General features: G+C 44.2%; 20 protein-coding genes. 1 reads left to right on the forward strand and 19 read right to left on the reverse strand.

Annotated features, from left to right (window positions below; genetic code table 11):
• Nucleotides 1-3: 3 nt before the first annotated feature.
• The 15 genes from PCI15_RS13540 to PCI15_RS13605 form a co-directional block, all read right to left on the reverse strand.
• The gene (locus PCI15_RS13540) at nucleotides 4-435 is read right to left on the reverse strand and encodes a hypothetical protein (RefSeq protein WP_271270489.1); all 432 of its coding nucleotides are present in this window, start codon (nucleotides 433-435) and stop codon (nucleotides 4-6) included.
• An 85-nt stretch (nucleotides 436-520) separates the two neighbouring features.
• On the reverse strand, nucleotides 521-1,510 hold the full coding sequence (locus tag PCI15_RS13545; protein ID WP_271270490.1) for a N4-gp56 family major capsid protein: 990 nt from the start codon (nucleotides 1,508-1,510) through the stop codon (nucleotides 521-523).
• A 168-nt stretch (nucleotides 1,511-1,678) separates the two neighbouring features.
• On the reverse strand, nucleotides 1,679-2,644 hold the full coding sequence (locus tag PCI15_RS13550) for a hypothetical protein (protein WP_271270491.1): 966 nt from the start codon (nucleotides 2,642-2,644) through the stop codon (nucleotides 1,679-1,681).
• A gap of 49 nt (nucleotides 2,645-2,693) precedes the next feature.
• A complete protein-coding gene (locus tag PCI15_RS13555) occupies nucleotides 2,694-2,891 on the reverse strand; it encodes a hypothetical protein (RefSeq protein ID WP_271270492.1) in 198 nt (65 codons plus the stop codon).
• Nucleotides 2,884-5,025, reverse strand: a complete 2,142-nt coding sequence (locus PCI15_RS13560; RefSeq protein WP_271270493.1) for a hypothetical protein — start codon at nucleotides 5,023-5,025, stop codon at nucleotides 2,884-2,886. Before PCI15_RS13560 ends, PCI15_RS13555 begins: the two co-directional genes overlap by 8 nt.
• 33 nt (nucleotides 5,026-5,058) lie before the next feature.
• Complete coding sequence (locus tag PCI15_RS13565; protein ID WP_271270494.1) at nucleotides 5,059-5,775, reverse strand: phage terminase large subunit family protein; 717 nt, start codon at nucleotides 5,773-5,775, stop codon at nucleotides 5,059-5,061.
• On the reverse strand, nucleotides 5,772-6,515 hold the full coding sequence (locus PCI15_RS13570; protein WP_271270495.1) for a terminase large subunit domain-containing protein: 744 nt from the start codon (nucleotides 6,513-6,515) through the stop codon (nucleotides 5,772-5,774). Before PCI15_RS13570 ends, PCI15_RS13565 begins: the two co-directional genes overlap by 4 nt.
• Complete coding sequence (locus PCI15_RS13575) at nucleotides 6,460-7,002, reverse strand: terminase small subunit (RefSeq protein ID WP_271270496.1); 543 nt, start codon at nucleotides 7,000-7,002, stop codon at nucleotides 6,460-6,462. The genes PCI15_RS13570 and PCI15_RS13575 overlap by 56 nt, the downstream gene beginning before the upstream one ends.
• A gap of 71 nt (nucleotides 7,003-7,073) precedes the next feature.
• Nucleotides 7,074-7,430: a hypothetical protein gene (locus tag PCI15_RS13580; protein WP_271270497.1), complete on the reverse strand. Its 357-nt coding sequence runs from the start codon at nucleotides 7,428-7,430 to the stop codon at nucleotides 7,074-7,076.
• Between the two features lie 18 nt (nucleotides 7,431-7,448).
• On the reverse strand, nucleotides 7,449-7,700 hold the full coding sequence (gene lysC, locus PCI15_RS23795; RefSeq protein ID WP_446680444.1) for an Rz1-like lysis system protein LysC: 252 nt from the start codon (nucleotides 7,698-7,700) through the stop codon (nucleotides 7,449-7,451).
• Nucleotides 7,606-7,926, reverse strand: a complete 321-nt coding sequence (locus PCI15_RS13585) for a hypothetical protein (protein WP_271270498.1) — start codon at nucleotides 7,924-7,926, stop codon at nucleotides 7,606-7,608. The genes lysC and PCI15_RS13585 overlap by 95 nt, the downstream gene beginning before the upstream one ends.
• Nucleotides 7,927-7,970: 44 nt before the next feature.
• Nucleotides 7,971-8,327, reverse strand: a complete 357-nt coding sequence (locus tag PCI15_RS13590) for a hypothetical protein (protein ID WP_271270499.1) — start codon at nucleotides 8,325-8,327, stop codon at nucleotides 7,971-7,973.
• 2 nt (nucleotides 8,328-8,329) lie between these two features.
• Nucleotides 8,330-8,923: a hypothetical protein gene (locus PCI15_RS13595; RefSeq protein ID WP_271270500.1), complete on the reverse strand. Its 594-nt coding sequence runs from the start codon at nucleotides 8,921-8,923 to the stop codon at nucleotides 8,330-8,332.
• Between the two features lie 424 nt (nucleotides 8,924-9,347).
• Nucleotides 9,348-9,815 (reverse strand): hypothetical protein, encoded by a 468-nt coding sequence (locus PCI15_RS13600; protein WP_271270501.1) that lies wholly within the window; start codon nucleotides 9,813-9,815, stop codon nucleotides 9,348-9,350.
• Between the two features lie 181 nt (nucleotides 9,816-9,996).
• The gene (locus PCI15_RS13605) at nucleotides 9,997-10,269 is read right to left on the reverse strand and encodes a DUF1496 domain-containing protein (RefSeq protein WP_271270502.1); all 273 of its coding nucleotides are present in this window, start codon (nucleotides 10,267-10,269) and stop codon (nucleotides 9,997-9,999) included.
• Nucleotides 10,270-10,764: 495 nt separating this feature from the next.
• On the opposite strand from PCI15_RS13605, the gene PCI15_RS13610 reads away from it, so the two are divergent.
• Nucleotides 10,765-11,169: a hypothetical protein gene (locus PCI15_RS13610; RefSeq protein ID WP_271270503.1), complete on the forward strand. Its 405-nt coding sequence runs from the start codon at nucleotides 10,765-10,767 to the stop codon at nucleotides 11,167-11,169.
• Nucleotides 11,170-11,456: 287 nt separating this feature from the next.
• Here PCI15_RS13610 and PCI15_RS13615 read toward each other — a convergent pair whose 3' ends face one another.
• From PCI15_RS13615 to PCI15_RS13625, 4 genes are all read right to left on the reverse strand, one after another.
• Nucleotides 11,457-13,445, reverse strand: a complete 1,989-nt coding sequence (locus PCI15_RS13615; protein WP_271270504.1) for a putative bifunctional diguanylate cyclase/phosphodiesterase — start codon at nucleotides 13,443-13,445, stop codon at nucleotides 11,457-11,459.
• Entirely contained in the window at nucleotides 13,445-13,654 is a 210-nt protein-coding gene (locus PCI15_RS23730; protein WP_376787812.1) for a YgaP family membrane protein, read from the reverse strand. Before PCI15_RS23730 ends, PCI15_RS13615 begins: the two co-directional genes overlap by 1 nt.
• Before the next feature lie 225 nt (nucleotides 13,655-13,879).
• A complete protein-coding gene (locus tag PCI15_RS13620) occupies nucleotides 13,880-14,539 on the reverse strand; it encodes a hypothetical protein (RefSeq protein WP_271270505.1) in 660 nt (219 codons plus the stop codon).
• A 30-nt stretch (nucleotides 14,540-14,569) separates the two neighbouring features.
• Nucleotides 14,570-14,947 (reverse strand): RusA family crossover junction endodeoxyribonuclease, encoded by a 378-nt coding sequence (locus PCI15_RS13625; RefSeq protein ID WP_271270506.1) that lies wholly within the window; start codon nucleotides 14,945-14,947, stop codon nucleotides 14,570-14,572.
• Nucleotides 14,948-14,965 lie beyond the last annotated feature (18 nt).

The following is a 14,965-nucleotide window of genomic DNA, read 5'->3' on the forward strand; positions in this document are numbered from 1 at the left end:
GCCTTAGCCCAGCACAGAAAACTGATAAGAAAAGACTTCAGATGATTCCAGCTCACCTTTAGAATTTTCTTCATACTGTAACTGCTTGGCATTCTTCAGAACTTCCAGGAAGGACTCAGGAATTTGCACATCTTCATTCCGCTTAATACGCAGAACACGACCATTCACCGCGACGGGGACAGGCTGTTTGTTGTCTTTATCACCCTGAATACGCACGGTTACCATGCGTTCTTTACCAGAATCAGCAGACTTTCCAGATTCATTGTTGCCCGCTTTTCCCACGCCACCTTCGGAATCATCGGTCAGCCCCAGCTTCTCAATGATTTTTTTCTGGATGGTTTCATCTTTCATATTGCCGGTGACGTTGATGTCCAGTGTTTTCGCCTGATTCTTCAGTTCTTCACCGGACAAGCTTTTAATTTGATGCAGTTCCATGAGCTTTCTCCTGCGGCCCTCACGGGCGGCTAAAAAAAAGGGAGGCAAACGCCCCCCCCTTATCTGGTTTTAAAATGGTTAATGATTAGTCCAGACTGGATACCGCAACTTCCAGTCGCGCCATCCACATTTCATTTGCGATGAAGCCTTTCCACCAGGTCTTCCAGCCTACCCAGCCGACCTGGCCCAGCTTGTCATTGGAATCAATTTCACCAGGCTGGCGAATTTTCATCTCAACGCCGTTTTTACCTTTCGGGCAAACGTGACCATAGGCATCCTTACCGATATAAATTACCGGATAGACATCTGCTTTGGTGCCGGATGTGGACATCATTGTGCCTTTATCGCCGCCGGCATCTTCAAACGGCTCCATGACAGGCGTCAGCACATAACGGACATCTTCAACCTTACCGATCTCGAAAGGCATCGCCTTCATCTGGCCATATTTTTCAACCGGCACAAAGCCAGCCATATCACGAATATCAGCTTCGCAATCGGTATGCGCCAAGCCAATGAAAGCAGCATCTACTGGCTGGGTGCTATAGTGCACAGAAGGACCAACCATGGTGGTAACTTTCTTCGCTCGCTCACGTTTCAGCAAACGAGTAATTTTGCGCTGCTTGCTTACGGAAATTTTTGAATTAACACCGTTCCGAACGGCGCCATTTCCGTAGAATACGTTTGTGCCCGCACGCAAAATGCCCCACATCAGCGATTCAATCGTTTCTGCAGACTGCTCGCCGGTCAACTGTGTTGCATCTTTCAGTACAGGGTCTTCTGCCAGATCCTGAACCTTATCGGTAATTTCTACCACATCACCGTACTGGCTCAAGGTGACTTCAACATCTTCATACTGCATTGCTTTAGACGTTGGCGGGGAGCCTTCAGTTAACGGAGTTTTTGCTAACGGCAGAGGCACCGGGCGACGAAACTTCTGCTTCTCTGCAGTGTTTTTTGGAATTGGCTTAGACATACCGTAACGACCAAGAACGATAATCGGCTCAGCGTGTTTCAGGTGGTTGGTAGCCGCGGAAGCAACTGTCCGCTGGGACAGGCCGCCATAAGTAGTAGTCATGTTAGTTACTCCTAACGAATAAAATATAAATTGAAAAACTCCAATCCCGGCGATAAACAAGCCACACAAAAAAACCGCGTCTTTACAGAGGCGGCTTAACCGTTAGCGATTGCTTAAATGAGGGGAGATGGAAGTAATGAGTTCACAATAAAATAGCGGCTACCGCGGCTACTGTTGTGCAGCAAACTCATCAAAGGCAGCATCATAATCATCAGCTGCTGCCGGGGTTTTTCGGGTTGAACGGCCCGATACCGTTTGAGCGTCACGTAACTGACGTTCACGTTTGGCTGAAAGCGCCGTAGGCTCCAGGGTAGCTTTATAACCATCAAGCAAATACGCGGCATCTGCGGCGTCATCGCTGGCCATAAGCTGCTGTACAGCACTCGGCTGCTGTTTCAACCAACTATCAAACTCTGCTGAATTAACAACAGCTTTAAAATCTGGGTGCTTATTCTCAAGCACAGTAAACTGAGCATCAGCATATTGCTGTTCAGCGAGTCGCTGCTGTTCAGCATGCTGCTCCTGCATCGGCTTCAACTGAGACGCAAACTGCTGCTGCATACCCTGAATCTGCTGCGCCATAGTATTGAATTGTTTCTCAACACCGGCTGCCATTTCCGGAAACTCTTCCTTGAAAAGCGCCCACTCTTCCCCAGACATACCGGTTGCTTCTTCACCGGTAGTGGAAGATTCTGCAACAGGGCCTTTCTGCTGCAGCTGCTCAATGACCGTATTCTGTTCAGCAATCTTTTGCTGAAGCGCTCGCTGACGACCGGCATCTGAATTAAACCGATGCTCCCACTTCTGAGCCTCTGCCTGCCAATACTCGGTTCCTTTCTCAGGCTCAGCAGCACCATCCGTTTCAGCAGACTGGCCATCATCCTTGTTGCCATCAGCGCCGTCTGTATTCTGATCATTATCAGCAGAAGCAAACCGCCCTTTATCATCGCGATTCTGTTCAGCGGCACCACTCGCCTGATCATCCGGCAATAATTCATCATTAGTTTCAGTATCCGACAGATCTCCGGTGGATCCATCACCGGCAAACTCATCAAACGCCGCATCGAATTCGGCGTCAGAAGCTTCCTGCACCTCAACAGTGGTTGTTTCCAGTGATTCATTTGGGTCTGGCATAACATTCTCCAGCGGCCTTCACAGGCGGCTTATGTCGTTGGTTGGGTAATTAACAATATGTTGTCGGCTTGATAGCTATATCGCACTTATCTTCCAAGCCGTAAATCTTATCTATCAGCTCAATCTTGCCCCGCTGCTTCTTGCACTTATCTCCGGCAATCAACATCTCTACGGCTTCGCTGCGCTGTTCATCCAAGAATTCTCTTACAGTTTTCCACGTTTCAGAATTCGGATCGATATCAGCCATACGTGTCGTGTCCTTCAGCAAGATTCTGAGCTTTCAGCTGTGTCTCTGCCTGCCGGCTCATAGCAATCGAAGCAGCAATATCACGCTTGTTTTTCTCCCGCTTTTCCTCAATCCCCGTCCGGGCCTGCAACTGAGCAATGGTGATATTTTCCCGGGAGGCTATATCAGCAAGCTTCAGCTCCCGCTCTTGCTGCAACTTCTCATAATCGAATTGAATCTGAAGCTCCAACTCCTGAATTTTCAGACGCTGGTCAAAGTCCATTTGCTGCTGCTTCATCTGAATTTCTGCCATCCTGATTTCCATTTCAGGATTACCCTGCTGTGCCGCCTGATCACGCTTCTCTTTGATCTGGTCTTCAGTCAGCGTCAGTTTGTCGTGAGGCACCTCCAGAGATTTAGCAATCTCTTTGTCCATACCTTCCCAGTCGCGACGAATAGCCAGCTCAGGGTTCGACGCAGACATGTTGGCGTAGATCATCAGGTTCTGCTGTTGCTTCTCACGGACAAGCAACGCGCTTGAGCCACGAGCATCAACTGAGAAATCACCCTTAATGGTTGTGTCCCGGGAGAACTGCATATTCCAGTCGTAAAAACGGCTGATCATTGGGCGAGTGATATCGTCATCCCAGTTTTTAACTGCCCGACGCAACACAATATTTGCACTGTTCATCAGCATCGCCATGCCGCTGCTGGTTTTGGTTACATGGGAAGACTGCTCGCCCTGGGCAATCAGCGGCAGGTTTGTTTCTTCATCTGCCAACTGCCGAGCCATGGTTAGAATGTTTGCCAGCTCACCTTGATGGTTAGGCATTGAGAAAGCATGAAATGCTTCTTGAACAGTCCTGGTTTTATCCTTAAGGAAATACAGCTTCCGCTTACCAGTCGTTTGCGTCCACTTCCCATCAGCCGGCGTGACAATATCCTGATTGACAACAATGATATCCGACACACTGGCACCGGCATTATCCATCATCATTCGCCAAGCGGCGTTGATAACCTTCTGAGCATTGCGCATCAGATACGGAACACCAAAGCCAAAGATTGAAGACTCATCCTTTTCCCAGTTAAACACCGAGTAAGGCGACTCTTCGGTATCCATCGGGTTTAATACGACCTTCAGGATGTGCTTATCAGAGAAGAAAACAACCGCATCGACTTCATCGTCCAGATCTTCAAACTCATCTTCTTCATAGTCAGAGCCGGACAGATCGTAAGCATCCTGCAAATCAGACTTTTTGATCGGCCCGTGATATTCCCAAACCTCATACCGGTTGGAGCTGCTAACAACATCCACGCCGGTAATCGCACGGATATCATCAAGATGGTCTTCCACCACACCGTTTTCACGATTCTGGATAGCCAGCAGATTTTTCACCTCTGACTTAATAACACCAGGTAATGCAGCGAATTTGCGTAATTCTTTTTTAGTCCAACTATGGTGTTCGAAAGTAAATTCAGCTTCTTCAATGGTTCGCGCTGACATATCCGGATAGAAGTTCCACGGATCAACTCGTGCAGCCCCTGGCTCAAAAGTCTCTGTAATTTCCAGTTCAGATTCGCCATTCGGGCTGGTCGTCCATTTTTTCTTAGCCCGGCCCACAATGACCGGGCCTTTAACAATGCCGATACCCAGCAGCGCTGCATCATGAATAATGTCACGGGATTTAATCTGATACCGCGCCTCGGTTAACTGATCATCGATCTTGGTTTGCATCCGATCAGAAGCAGCTTTGGCTTCCCGGACCATCTTGGCAGTTTCATCATTCGCAGCCTCAACACCTGCAGCAACAGCCTTCTTTTCCATTTCTGGAACAGGTGTAGGCTTGATTCCCCAGTTCCGGTCATCGGTGGGAAAAAGCATATCCTGCAGCCGCGCCTCAGCCGCATTGGTTTTATTGCGGGTGATATTCACATACAGCTGAGAAGTCTCCGCATCCTTAAACGCCGCTTCTTCCTGCTCAGTGTATTTGCCGTGGTACTGCCGTAAATCCTTTAGCCAGCGCTGCTCGATCTGTGACCGAGCCTTAGCCTGTTCGCCAACCAGCTTAAGCAACTTATCGCCTGCCGCCTGTAAGCGTTCAGCAATACGCTCAGCGGTATCCTGCTGAGTTGTCTGTTCTGCATTTTGATTCATTCGAGTCTCACGACTGGAGGTTAAAAGGAAGGATTAGTAACCCGCAACAGGGTCAATCACGACACTCGTAATGCCTGGCGTTTGAACCGGCGGAGTCGTTGCATTGGATATACCCATTACCAGATAACGGAGCGCATCCATTAAGTGGTCGTTTTCTTTGACCACCTTACCCTTATCGTTTCGCCGGTAAATGCGGTATTCGCCAAACGTGCTTTTTAATGTGCTGAAAATCTTCAGCCTGCCGGTAGAAAGTCGCTCATAGACTTCCAGCAACCCAGCTTCAACCGCCTTTTCAGCCCGAAAAAGATTCAGATCTTCATTCTCATAAAGCTCCATGATCCGCTTACCATCCGACTGATTGGCACCGGCATAATCAATATTGCCAGGTATCCAAACGCCACGGGCCTTTACTGCCGAGGCGTGAACGCTTGGCTCAGCATATCCACGATAGTGCTCTGAGTAGCAATAGATGATGTCACTGTCCCGATCCCAAGCCCCCCAGATGGCAGCAGTTTTTTTCCAGCCCACATCCATGCCATATGCTTTGGCAAAATAACGGGGAATCTGGAACGGCTCGCAAGTCACCTCTTCTTCAGCGATTGGATATATAGCGCCAGCACCTAACGATGGTACGCCTTTCGACCGCGCATCTTTCTGGTGTGGTGGTAATGACTTCATCATATCTGCTTTATCCTGCTCGCTTAGGTGGGGTACATCATCCCACCCGGCCTGAACTACATACCGACTCATTCAAGCAGCTCCTGATCGTTCATGCTCGTCATGAAATCTAAAACCAGTGGAGTCAGGCCATTCAGCGGGGTAAAGGTCATGATCACCATTCCCTGAGTTGTCATTGTTCGAATAAGCCCTTCTGCATAAACATCCTGCGGGACTTCTTCATCTGGCCAGAACACATCCAGCTCAAACCCCTGGAAGATTCGACGCCCCTGGTCATAGGAACGCATTTTGAATACGGACCAGCCACCAGTAACGTGTTTTACTTTCACTTCCTCATAGCCGCCCGATATACCTTGCTTCGGTTTTGGCTTGCTCATGAGGTGGCGCGGAATCATGCCGGTGCCCCAGTCATCAGTTCCCCATTCACCACCCAGCATCTTTTCCTGAATAATGTCTTTGGTTGATTGCCCGGTATCACCTGCAGCAAGGACTTTAACGGGGTACATAAACCGCCGGCCTTCCCACCAATCGGGATAAAGCCCGGTCAGGTGGCAGGTTGTTTCATATCCTCCAGCAACCGTTTTGCCTACCCGGCTACCCGCCATGAACAGTCTTTCACGGTGGATTGAGCCAGCTCTAAAGAACTCCAGGTGCTTCGGATAAAGCTCTCTGCGGTAATCTCCCGCTTCCGGAAACAGCTGCTCAAACTGCCTGCAACGCTCTCTGTTTTGCTTTTCACGAAGCAGGGCCAGCAGCTTACGCTTTTGAGGCGGAGTCAAAGAACTTGGCAATTTCTGCATCAAGCTCGTCATCCGTCAGTTCTTCCTCTGGTGAAAGATTTTTATTTAAACTGGCCATTTTTATAACAGCGTGATCGCCATCCATACGGTTCAACTCAGACACCGCAGACACCGCGCCTTTTGCATCAAATTTATATACGCCCGTTTCATTGCCTTCCAAATCAAACACTGGAACTGCTTGGGCGCACCGCTCAGCAATCTGCCATAACAGCTTTTTCTTATCTGAAACATCAACGAGAAAGGTTTCTTTTACTTCGGCCTGCAACTCATCTATTCGTGCAGCCACATGCGGCTTCTTCGCCAGCTCTGAGGCTTTGACATGTACAGTACTGTCCTTCATCCGATCACACTTATAGTGCTTACGGTAGGCCGCCGACTTGTCGCTTAGCAGCAGAACACTTTGGCAGAATCCTTCTTCTTTAACGGTAAGCTTTTTCATGTAATAGCGGCCCTCCCGGGCGGCCTGCTGAAAAAAGAAAAGGGAGGCTATGCCTCCCATTTACCAGGTGCCTCACGGCAAGCTGGCGGGACGCTTCACAGCGAGCCAAAGAGGCGTTTCACAACGAGCTCTTAAACATTCAGCTTTCCCTTATAGAAAGCAGCTTCACCGCCATAATGGACGGCTTCGTAATACTTTAATGCGATACACCGGCGCGGGAACGCAAGCAGACCGCCGGCATCATTGATGATCTTCAGAAGGTTGATCAGAAAATACCGGTCAGCATCCTTCTTATCTTCAATGGTTGTGCCGACGTGATACATGTAGTCATGGATATCAGCTGCCTCTTTCACATCCAGAAACAGCATTGAATTCGGAATAAACCGCGATAGGCGACTGTCTTTCGCGCCCATACCGTTGCAGATGGCCGACTTTGCTACCGGTCCTAACTTCCAGAACCCTTCTGGTGCATCCAGTTCATACGGCATAAGCTAAACCTCGCTGGGCTATTCTGATTCAGACCATTCCCGGATCTGCCGCTTATCGGCATTGCTTTGCTTAATTGCGGCTTCACACTGGGCAATATACTCACCGAATGTGCCGCTTAAGCTGGGTGCCTGCACCGGCACAGTCCAGGTATTAGGAACAGGGTCACGAACAGTTTCAGTTATTACTGTTCCGGAACTGCCGCACCCGCTCAGCAACATCAACAGGGATGCGAGCATTAATAATTTTGTCATTACTCGCTTGAAGGTCATGGCTAAGCTCCCGCTCGCTTTGCTGCAGCTGCTGAACCTTCTTGCGAGATTCAGCGAGCTGTAAATTGGTTTCAGCGCTTTTTCTGCGCTCTTTATCGAGGGCGGCAGTCTGCAAATTAATCGTGGCAGCCTGCTGATCAACAGTTGCTGAAAGCTCTCCGTTTCGTTTGATCTGCAAATACAACAGACCGCCCAAAATAATAACCACAACAGCTGCTGCAGCCATTGCTTTAAAGCCTGCCATCCGGGAAGCAAATAACATGGGATTACCTATGAGCCTGAAATTATCGGCCAAGCCGCTGAAGCTATCGCTGCCACCAGTGACATAACACCACCGATAGTTACCAGCACTTTCCATCCACCCAGAAATGCCATTCGGGCACCTGCTTGGCTTCCCTCCAGCTTTCTCAGCCGGTTTTCATGATCATCAAGCTGCTTTCCGATACGCTTCATGCCGTCATCTTGGTGAGCGTGGCGCTCTTCAACCCGGGCAATAGTAGTATTCAGATCAGCAACAGCTGTAGCCATTGCTGTAGTGGACTTGCGCAGCTCTGATAACTGCTGGCGATTCTCTTCCTGATAGTCCTGCAACGCGCTGGCAATGATTTGTGCTTCATTGCTACCCATACTTACAAATCCTTCTCTTCCAGCAGCGTATAAGAAAAGCGCGTGCCGTAAAGCGTTTCAGCATGTTTAGCAGCGTAGTAACACATCATGTGCTCGTAGTAATGCTCCGGAACCTGGCAACCGGCGGACCATTTGCCAATTTCGTCACTGGTGGAGCTTTCAGAACGCGGATGAATGTTGATGCCATGCCAGCCAAGATCAATCTCGCCGTCGGTATCGACAAAGCCATCCTGATCAGCATCCCGGTAAACCGGTAACGCCTTGGACTGGATGAAAGCAGGATACTTACCTTTATGAAGCCCCAGCGTGTAAGCGCCAAGGTACTGGCCCGGCACAAGCACCGCCGTACCCAGTGCATTCATTGGATTCAATCGCCAGAACAGACCGGGGTCAGTTGTTCCATCCAGAGTAAACAGCACCCAGCGGCCGGACTGCTTATATGCAAAGCAGATGACGTCGTTGAACGTATTGGCTGCATTGTCCTCGGTCCGGATGCCAATGATGTTCATGTTGAAGTTGCCTTTCTCGAAGAACAAATAGTCCTTACGTGCGCAGGCCTCACGCAGCATTTCAACCGTGATATCTGAAGTTTTCATGGTGAGTCCTAAACGGCAGGCATAAAAAAACCCCGCCGAAGCGAGGTTTTGAATGTTTGGTCAGTGCGCAGAAAGCACATCATGGGGAAATCATACTATTTCTGCACATTTAGTCAACAATAGATAATTTCAGCCTTTATTTTTTTGATTATAATAAAATATATGGTCAGCCAAACTCTCTGCAGGTACAGGCTTTGGGTAATGGCATTCTTGGTGCTATATCGTACTTTCTATCAAAATGGCATCTTCTCAACAGACTCATTTTCAATGTCTTAACCAATAACTATTCGCCATGATTCACTAGCAAATTAAATTGTAAATCCTCAATACATTTGTAAAAAACCATAACTATAAAACCCAGCCAATTAAAAACAACTAACAGATCCATTCATAATATAAAATTTAATACGATTATTGTTTAATATTATTTTTTTTCAATATTCTTTTTAATCATGCTCAGTCTTTCTTTTTGCTCTTCGCTGTTTTTCATTTGTTTTAAATCTGCTCTACAATCAGCGTTATACTGTGTACAATTTTCAAGCACCCCCGACAATTCTTTTAAATTTTCAACGATAGAAAAATAGACATGCGAATCTAGTTTGTCTATATACTTTACAGCATAAATAGCTTGTCTGAGTAAAATAGGAAGAGCTTCAAGAATAGTATTTTCTATAGCTTGCCCTTCTAATCTTGCCTGCAAGTCTCTGCGATCCTTCAGCCATAACTCAAGCTCTTCTATCTCCGTTGGTAATAACTTTGTTACAACATGAGGTGCAGCACGGTTAATACGTGCATCAAATGAAGCTACTATAGTACGATTTTCTATTCCTAAGTTACTATTTTTACCAACTCGAATACAGTGAATTGTTTCTTCTTTCGTAATAAATTCCATAGCAATTCTCATTGTTGATATTTGCTCTAGAAATCTGTAGCAGTTCCATAAATATTGAAGTGTCTATTTTGTGAAGATTAAGTTACCAAGGATTATCATCAAACTAATAGTTAACATCAGCAATGTCCGGAAATCACAGAAATTTAGTAAGCGAGGATTTAAAATTAAGTAGACTATCCTACTACTTACCTATTGAGACTTTTATCCAACTTTCGGTTTTTACGTTTCTCCATTCAGGCTTTCCTTCATATCCTTTTGAAAAGCACCACATTTCCTTATGCTTAATCTTTAGATATGCACCATGAGAATAAGCTTTCCCATCATACAAACAAACATGACCACCTAAGCCAAATTCTATCGATGCCATCTTAGATTTTTCGGATCCTAAAGATGAATTAGAAAACAGAAAAACTAAAGCAATAGTCAGCACAGCTACTATTAAATATTTACGCACAGGAAAATCCCTATGTTTTTAACACCATAGCATTAAGCATAGTCCAAAAAAAAGAAATGACCTTACTCTTTTAGTAAAATCAGATAATAACCTTCTCTTAAACTAATTATAACCAAGCATTTATCACCCTAACCCCATATAAAACAACACCTTTTATTGCTTTCATATAAAAAGCAGATAAAAATTTCAAGGCACCCTATTAGCTTTTTTGATTTCAGAACACTGAAAACCATATAAAACAATCACCAAGCATCCCTCCAAATAATAAACATCATTAAACAAATATTAAATCTTTAATCAGTCAGATAAGTTTCATACTGTAATTATACTATTAGTCATATTGTCACACAGGCTTAATGTCTTCTCTTGATACACAACGGACATAAACCTTTAACAACAGAGCACCACTGCCACCGCCCCTACTGATCAAAATTTGATCTACAAGTAAATTCCTGAAATAGTAACGCCTCAGTGTAAAGATATAGGGACATAGACATGACAGATCAGATAGAAGAGAAATCAAACTTAGACATCTTGCCAGAGCAGACGTATACGGTTCCGTGCGGTGAAGCAGGCGGTTCAAACCGTGGCATTACAATCAAAACAGTTGCAGTTACCAACTCCCGGAACCGTCAACGGCTTCTTATACGCTTAGCAAATGATCCGACAGAAGTTTTAGTAGATCGCGAAGGACCGATCAACATCAATGTGCATAGTGATTTCAACTTCCAATCCACAGATATTGAAGTCTTTATGGGTCACTCTGGCAGTCAAGACTTCGCCAGGATAGATCATTCTACAATTAGACCCACAGCTGAATACCACTGGAAATGCTTTGAAAACAGAGACGACCGCAAACCTGCCCTCACTGTCATAATTACTATTGACCCATACAGGTAAAGTGAAGGCCCAGGCTTATCTAGATCAAGCCTGGGCCTTTATCAAAGGAAATTGAAGCTCGGATTAATTGATCATAGTTAAGAGCCTCTCTACTACTACGCAATAGGACTGGAGGGTACATTCCATAATACTCATGCCAACAAATAAACAAGTATCACTTTAGGATATCCTTCTTATGACAGAACCCCCCTTCTTAAAGCGATAAAAACCCCGCCGAAGCGAGGTTTTGAATGTTTGGTCAGTGCATATAAAGCACAATTTGGGAAATTAATATTATTTCTGCACATCTAATCAATAATAAACAATTTTATCTTCTCTTCTTGTTGCTGATTATAATCAAAAATATAATCAGCTAATTCATCAGCAGACAATGGCTTTGAATAATGATAGCCCTGAGCTACATCGCATTTTCTTTCAAATAGCATTCTCTCAATACATGCGTTTTCAATGCCTTCGGCAATAACCTTACACCCCAGTTTATTAGCAAGCTTAATTGTAGACTCAGTAATCGCTTCACTTGCAGGATTGACGTCCATATCCATAACAAAAGACTTATCAATCTTCACCGCATGTACAGGTATATCTTTCAAGTAAGTAAGAGAACCCATACCTGTACCAAAGTCGTCAATTGAGCAATCAACTCCTATGTCTCTTAATTGATACAGAACCTTAGATAAATGTTTAATATCTACCGTATGCTCTACTTCTGTCAGTTCTATCTCTATCTGATGGCGTTTTAACGTTCCACTCGCGAAAAGCGACAACAAATAATTTGAAAACTCTTCATCCGCTAAATCATATGGCGACACATTAATTGCCACCTTGATATCTAAGCCTTTACTAGCCCATTCATTTATTTGATGAATAGCCATATCTGCAACATTAGCTGTAAATTTTTTGGCTATTGAACTATTTTCAATTAAATGAATAAATTGATCCGGATAAATAATACCTCTTTTTGGGTGATTCCATCTAATCAATGCCTCCACACCAACAATTTCATTATAAATCAGAGATATTTTTGGCTGATAGTGAAGAACAAACTCTTGATTTTTAATAGCATTATCTAAATCTTGATTAAGTAAATTATTTGTATTAATTCTTTTACCATCAGCATCTGTGAATACAACACAACCACTTCTATAATCTTTAGCTTTTTTCAGTGCACTACATGCACCACTTATAACTTCATTAGGCGAGTAGAAATCATCACTAAAACTATTAACCCCTAAACTAAAAACAGGATTAAATATAACCCTGCTCACATTGAACTCTTTACATGGAAAATTAGTAAATAAATTCTTTATCGTTTTCAATTTATGCTCATCATACGAAAACAGCACATAAAAAACATCACGGCTATAATTACCTACGACACAGCCATCAATATTATCATTAATTGTTTTTGCTACTTTCGACATCAATAACTCGCGAACTTCTAATCCATGTAAAGACTGTATAGAATCAATATTATCAACTGATATCATTACTAATCCATAAATCTCAATAGAATCGTCAATATCATTAATATGATAAAGTTTATCAATAAGGTACTTCTCATTTGGTAGTTTTGTCACTCGATCATGAAATACATGAAATTGAAGTGACTTTTGATACTTACTGATTAACTTTGACAGTACCAATGCGATACCAAATGATGACCATATACCTAGCCATATCACGACAAATGCAGAAGTTAACATTCTTGGTATAACATAATCTCTGGCTAATTCTTTTAAATTATATTTTTGTATCACTAAGACATCGCCATACATATCACTATGATAAATCATCCAATTATATTCATAACCATCACACTCAACTATACAATACTCATCATCACACATTTTGCTATGATAATAATGACGATCATAATTACTTTCTTTATCGATGGTTCTAATTAAAGGAATTAATTTATTGAGATGCTCTGTTGAAAGATCCGATGAAGAAACAACCTCTCTTCCATTAAGCATATAAATTACTGCGGCCTCATTTCTCGTATGCAAATGATCAGATATATTCATATACTCTTCAATATTTTCGTCTGAATTTGCATCAAGAAACTCTAGAGTTTCGACTACATGTATTGCATTTTCATGAAGTTGAAATCCTTCAGCTTGCTTACCAAAATCAACAGCAGAGTCATACCCTTCAACTATAAATAATAAACTTATAATTGAAGTGACAATTAAAAACCCAAAGAAAATTCTTTTTCTTAAGCTTTTTTCTATTTGCTTATCATCATATACTTTATTTATTTCCGTAATAAAGCTCATTAATCATCCTTAGTAGAAACACCAAGTAAATCATACATAAAGCACCAACAAACCAAACTAGAAATAATATTTACAATACCAAATATTAAGCAAAAGTAACTAAGAACAATACCTGGAACCACATCTAAAAATGGCCAGCTAATCAAAACCAATATTGTTCCAAAAAAAGTTCTCAAACAACGATCCAATACACTCATGTTTCTAGTCATAGAATTTACCAACTTACTTAACGCCGAACTCCTTAGTACAAAAGTAGTGTATTCGAATAATAATGTGTAACCTTAGGCTACTCAAAATGCAGAGAAAGCTATCAACAGCCCTTAACGTTTGCCTAGTAGCTAACTGAACCATCTGCCATTAGACGCATGTTCTTTCTAAGTAACTCTAGTACGAGATCTCACAGAACAATATTCGTTTAGTTAATAAATTCCGTCTCAAACGCTTTCTTCACCTTCTTCCACCTCACTGGTCATTTCAGCAATAAGCTTTGCCACCGGTTCCAACGCCTTCTTATCCAAATCATCCAGCAGCATTAACACTTCTGTCTGCACTTTACCCAGCCCCCGGTAAAAATTTCGGGTATCAATATCAATGCCGTGCTGTTCTTCCAGCCACTGAGCAATGTACTTAGGCCGCTTCAGCAGCGCATCCCGGCCCCATGCGAGTTCGCGATAGGCATGCATTGAACAGCGCACCAGGTACCATTCATCGCTGTGCTGGTCTTCTATACCCAACTTCACAGCAATCATCTGCCACACAGCATTCTCAATATGTCCGTGATCCTTCAGAACTTTGTATTCAGGCGCACCGTCTGCGCCATCAACCCACTCCCCTGAAACCTTTTCTGTACCGAATACACCCTGAGGCGCGTAGAGCCAGTGCCCCAACGCCTGCAGCGGCACCGGCAATGTACCGATTGCAGACTGGATCAAGCCGGCCTGCGCCTGGTGAGCGGCCTTATTCGCCGTATTCAATTTACTGCTGTACTGAACCTGTGCGCACAGCCGGGCCGTTTCAATATAGCGTTCAAGCGGCGATACCTGAGAATCCAGGTAACAGTCATGCCATGCTTGTCTAGCTGAAATAAGCTTCATCTAATACTCTCCTTATTGAATCACCGCTCATCAAGCAGCGTCACAACGAACTTCTTCTATATAAACAATCATGCCTGATGGCTTTGATCGGTCTGTAATCGGAGCCATGATGCTGATGCCTTTCACATAATCAGGCGTGTCGTTAATGATCACACCGGCAGCCACTAAACCATCTTCAATCAGTTTCACTGTGTAACTGTAATTACTGCAGTCTCTTGCTCTGGCCCGTTTACCAAGCACTGGGGTAAACGTTAAATGCACTGGCCGCATAAACGGCTCAATACCAGCCGCCTTTACTGCACTATGGCCAAGATCTGCCTGCTTCTTTCTCTTTGCCCAATGCTCACCGGCGTAAATCTTGTTGGTGCTGGGGCCCATGAATGGAATGAAGATTTCTACTTCACGCATCTATCTATCCCTTACCGT

Origin of the sequence: Aliamphritea hakodatensis, from assembly GCF_024347195.1 — a bacterium.
GTDB classification, from domain to species: Bacteria; Pseudomonadota; Gammaproteobacteria; order Pseudomonadales; family Balneatricaceae; genus Amphritea; species Amphritea hakodatensis.

Excerpts from the sequence above, each read along its gene's own strand:
- PCI15_RS13540 (WP_271270489.1), bottom strand. The coding sequence starts at position 435 with ATGGAACTGCATCAAATTAAAAGCTTGTCCGGTGAAGAACTGAAGAAT.
- PCI15_RS13545 (WP_271270490.1), bottom strand. The coding sequence starts at position 1,510 with ATGACTACTACTTATGGCGGCCTGTCCCAGCGGACAGTTGCTTCCGCG.
- PCI15_RS13550 (WP_271270491.1), bottom strand. The coding sequence starts at position 2,644 with ATGCCAGACCCAAATGAATCACTGGAAACAACCACTGTTGAGGTGCAG.
- PCI15_RS13555 (WP_271270492.1), bottom strand. The coding sequence starts at position 2,891 with ATGGCTGATATCGATCCGAATTCTGAAACGTGGAAAACTGTAAGAGAA.
- PCI15_RS13560 (WP_271270493.1), bottom strand. The coding sequence starts at position 5,025 with ATGAATCAAAATGCAGAACAGACAACTCAGCAGGATACCGCTGAGCGT.
- PCI15_RS13565 (WP_271270494.1), bottom strand. The coding sequence starts at position 5,775 with ATGAGTCGGTATGTAGTTCAGGCCGGGTGGGATGATGTACCCCACCTA.
- PCI15_RS13570 (WP_271270495.1), bottom strand. The coding sequence starts at position 6,515 with ATGACGAGCTTGATGCAGAAATTGCCAAGTTCTTTGACTCCGCCTCAA.
- PCI15_RS13575 (WP_271270496.1), bottom strand. The coding sequence starts at position 7,002 with ATGGGAGGCATAGCCTCCCTTTTCTTTTTTCAGCAGGCCGCCCGGGAG.
- PCI15_RS13580 (WP_271270497.1), bottom strand. The coding sequence starts at position 7,430 with ATGCCGTATGAACTGGATGCACCAGAAGGGTTCTGGAAGTTAGGACCG.
- lysC (WP_446680444.1), bottom strand. The coding sequence starts at position 7,700 with ATGACCTTCAAGCGAGTAATGACAAAATTATTAATGCTCGCATCCCTG.
- PCI15_RS13585 (WP_271270498.1), bottom strand. The coding sequence starts at position 7,926 with ATGGCTGCAGCAGCTGTTGTGGTTATTATTTTGGGCGGTCTGTTGTAT.
- PCI15_RS13590 (WP_271270499.1), bottom strand. The coding sequence starts at position 8,327 with ATGGGTAGCAATGAAGCACAAATCATTGCCAGCGCGTTGCAGGACTAT.
- PCI15_RS13595 (WP_271270500.1), bottom strand. The coding sequence starts at position 8,923 with ATGAAAACTTCAGATATCACGGTTGAAATGCTGCGTGAGGCCTGCGCA.
- PCI15_RS13600 (WP_271270501.1), bottom strand. The coding sequence starts at position 9,815 with ATGGAATTTATTACGAAAGAAGAAACAATTCACTGTATTCGAGTTGGT.
- PCI15_RS13610 (WP_271270503.1), top strand. The coding sequence starts at position 10,765 with ATGACAGATCAGATAGAAGAGAAATCAAACTTAGACATCTTGCCAGAG.
- PCI15_RS13615 (WP_271270504.1), bottom strand. The coding sequence starts at position 13,445 with ATGAGCTTTATTACGGAAATAAATAAAGTATATGATGATAAGCAAATA.
- PCI15_RS23730 (WP_376787812.1), bottom strand. The coding sequence starts at position 13,654 with ATGACTAGAAACATGAGTGTATTGGATCGTTGTTTGAGAACTTTTTTT.
- PCI15_RS13620 (WP_271270505.1), bottom strand. The coding sequence starts at position 14,539 with ATGAAGCTTATTTCAGCTAGACAAGCATGGCATGACTGTTACCTGGAT.
- PCI15_RS13625 (WP_271270506.1), bottom strand. The coding sequence starts at position 14,947 with ATGCGTGAAGTAGAAATCTTCATTCCATTCATGGGCCCCAGCACCAAC.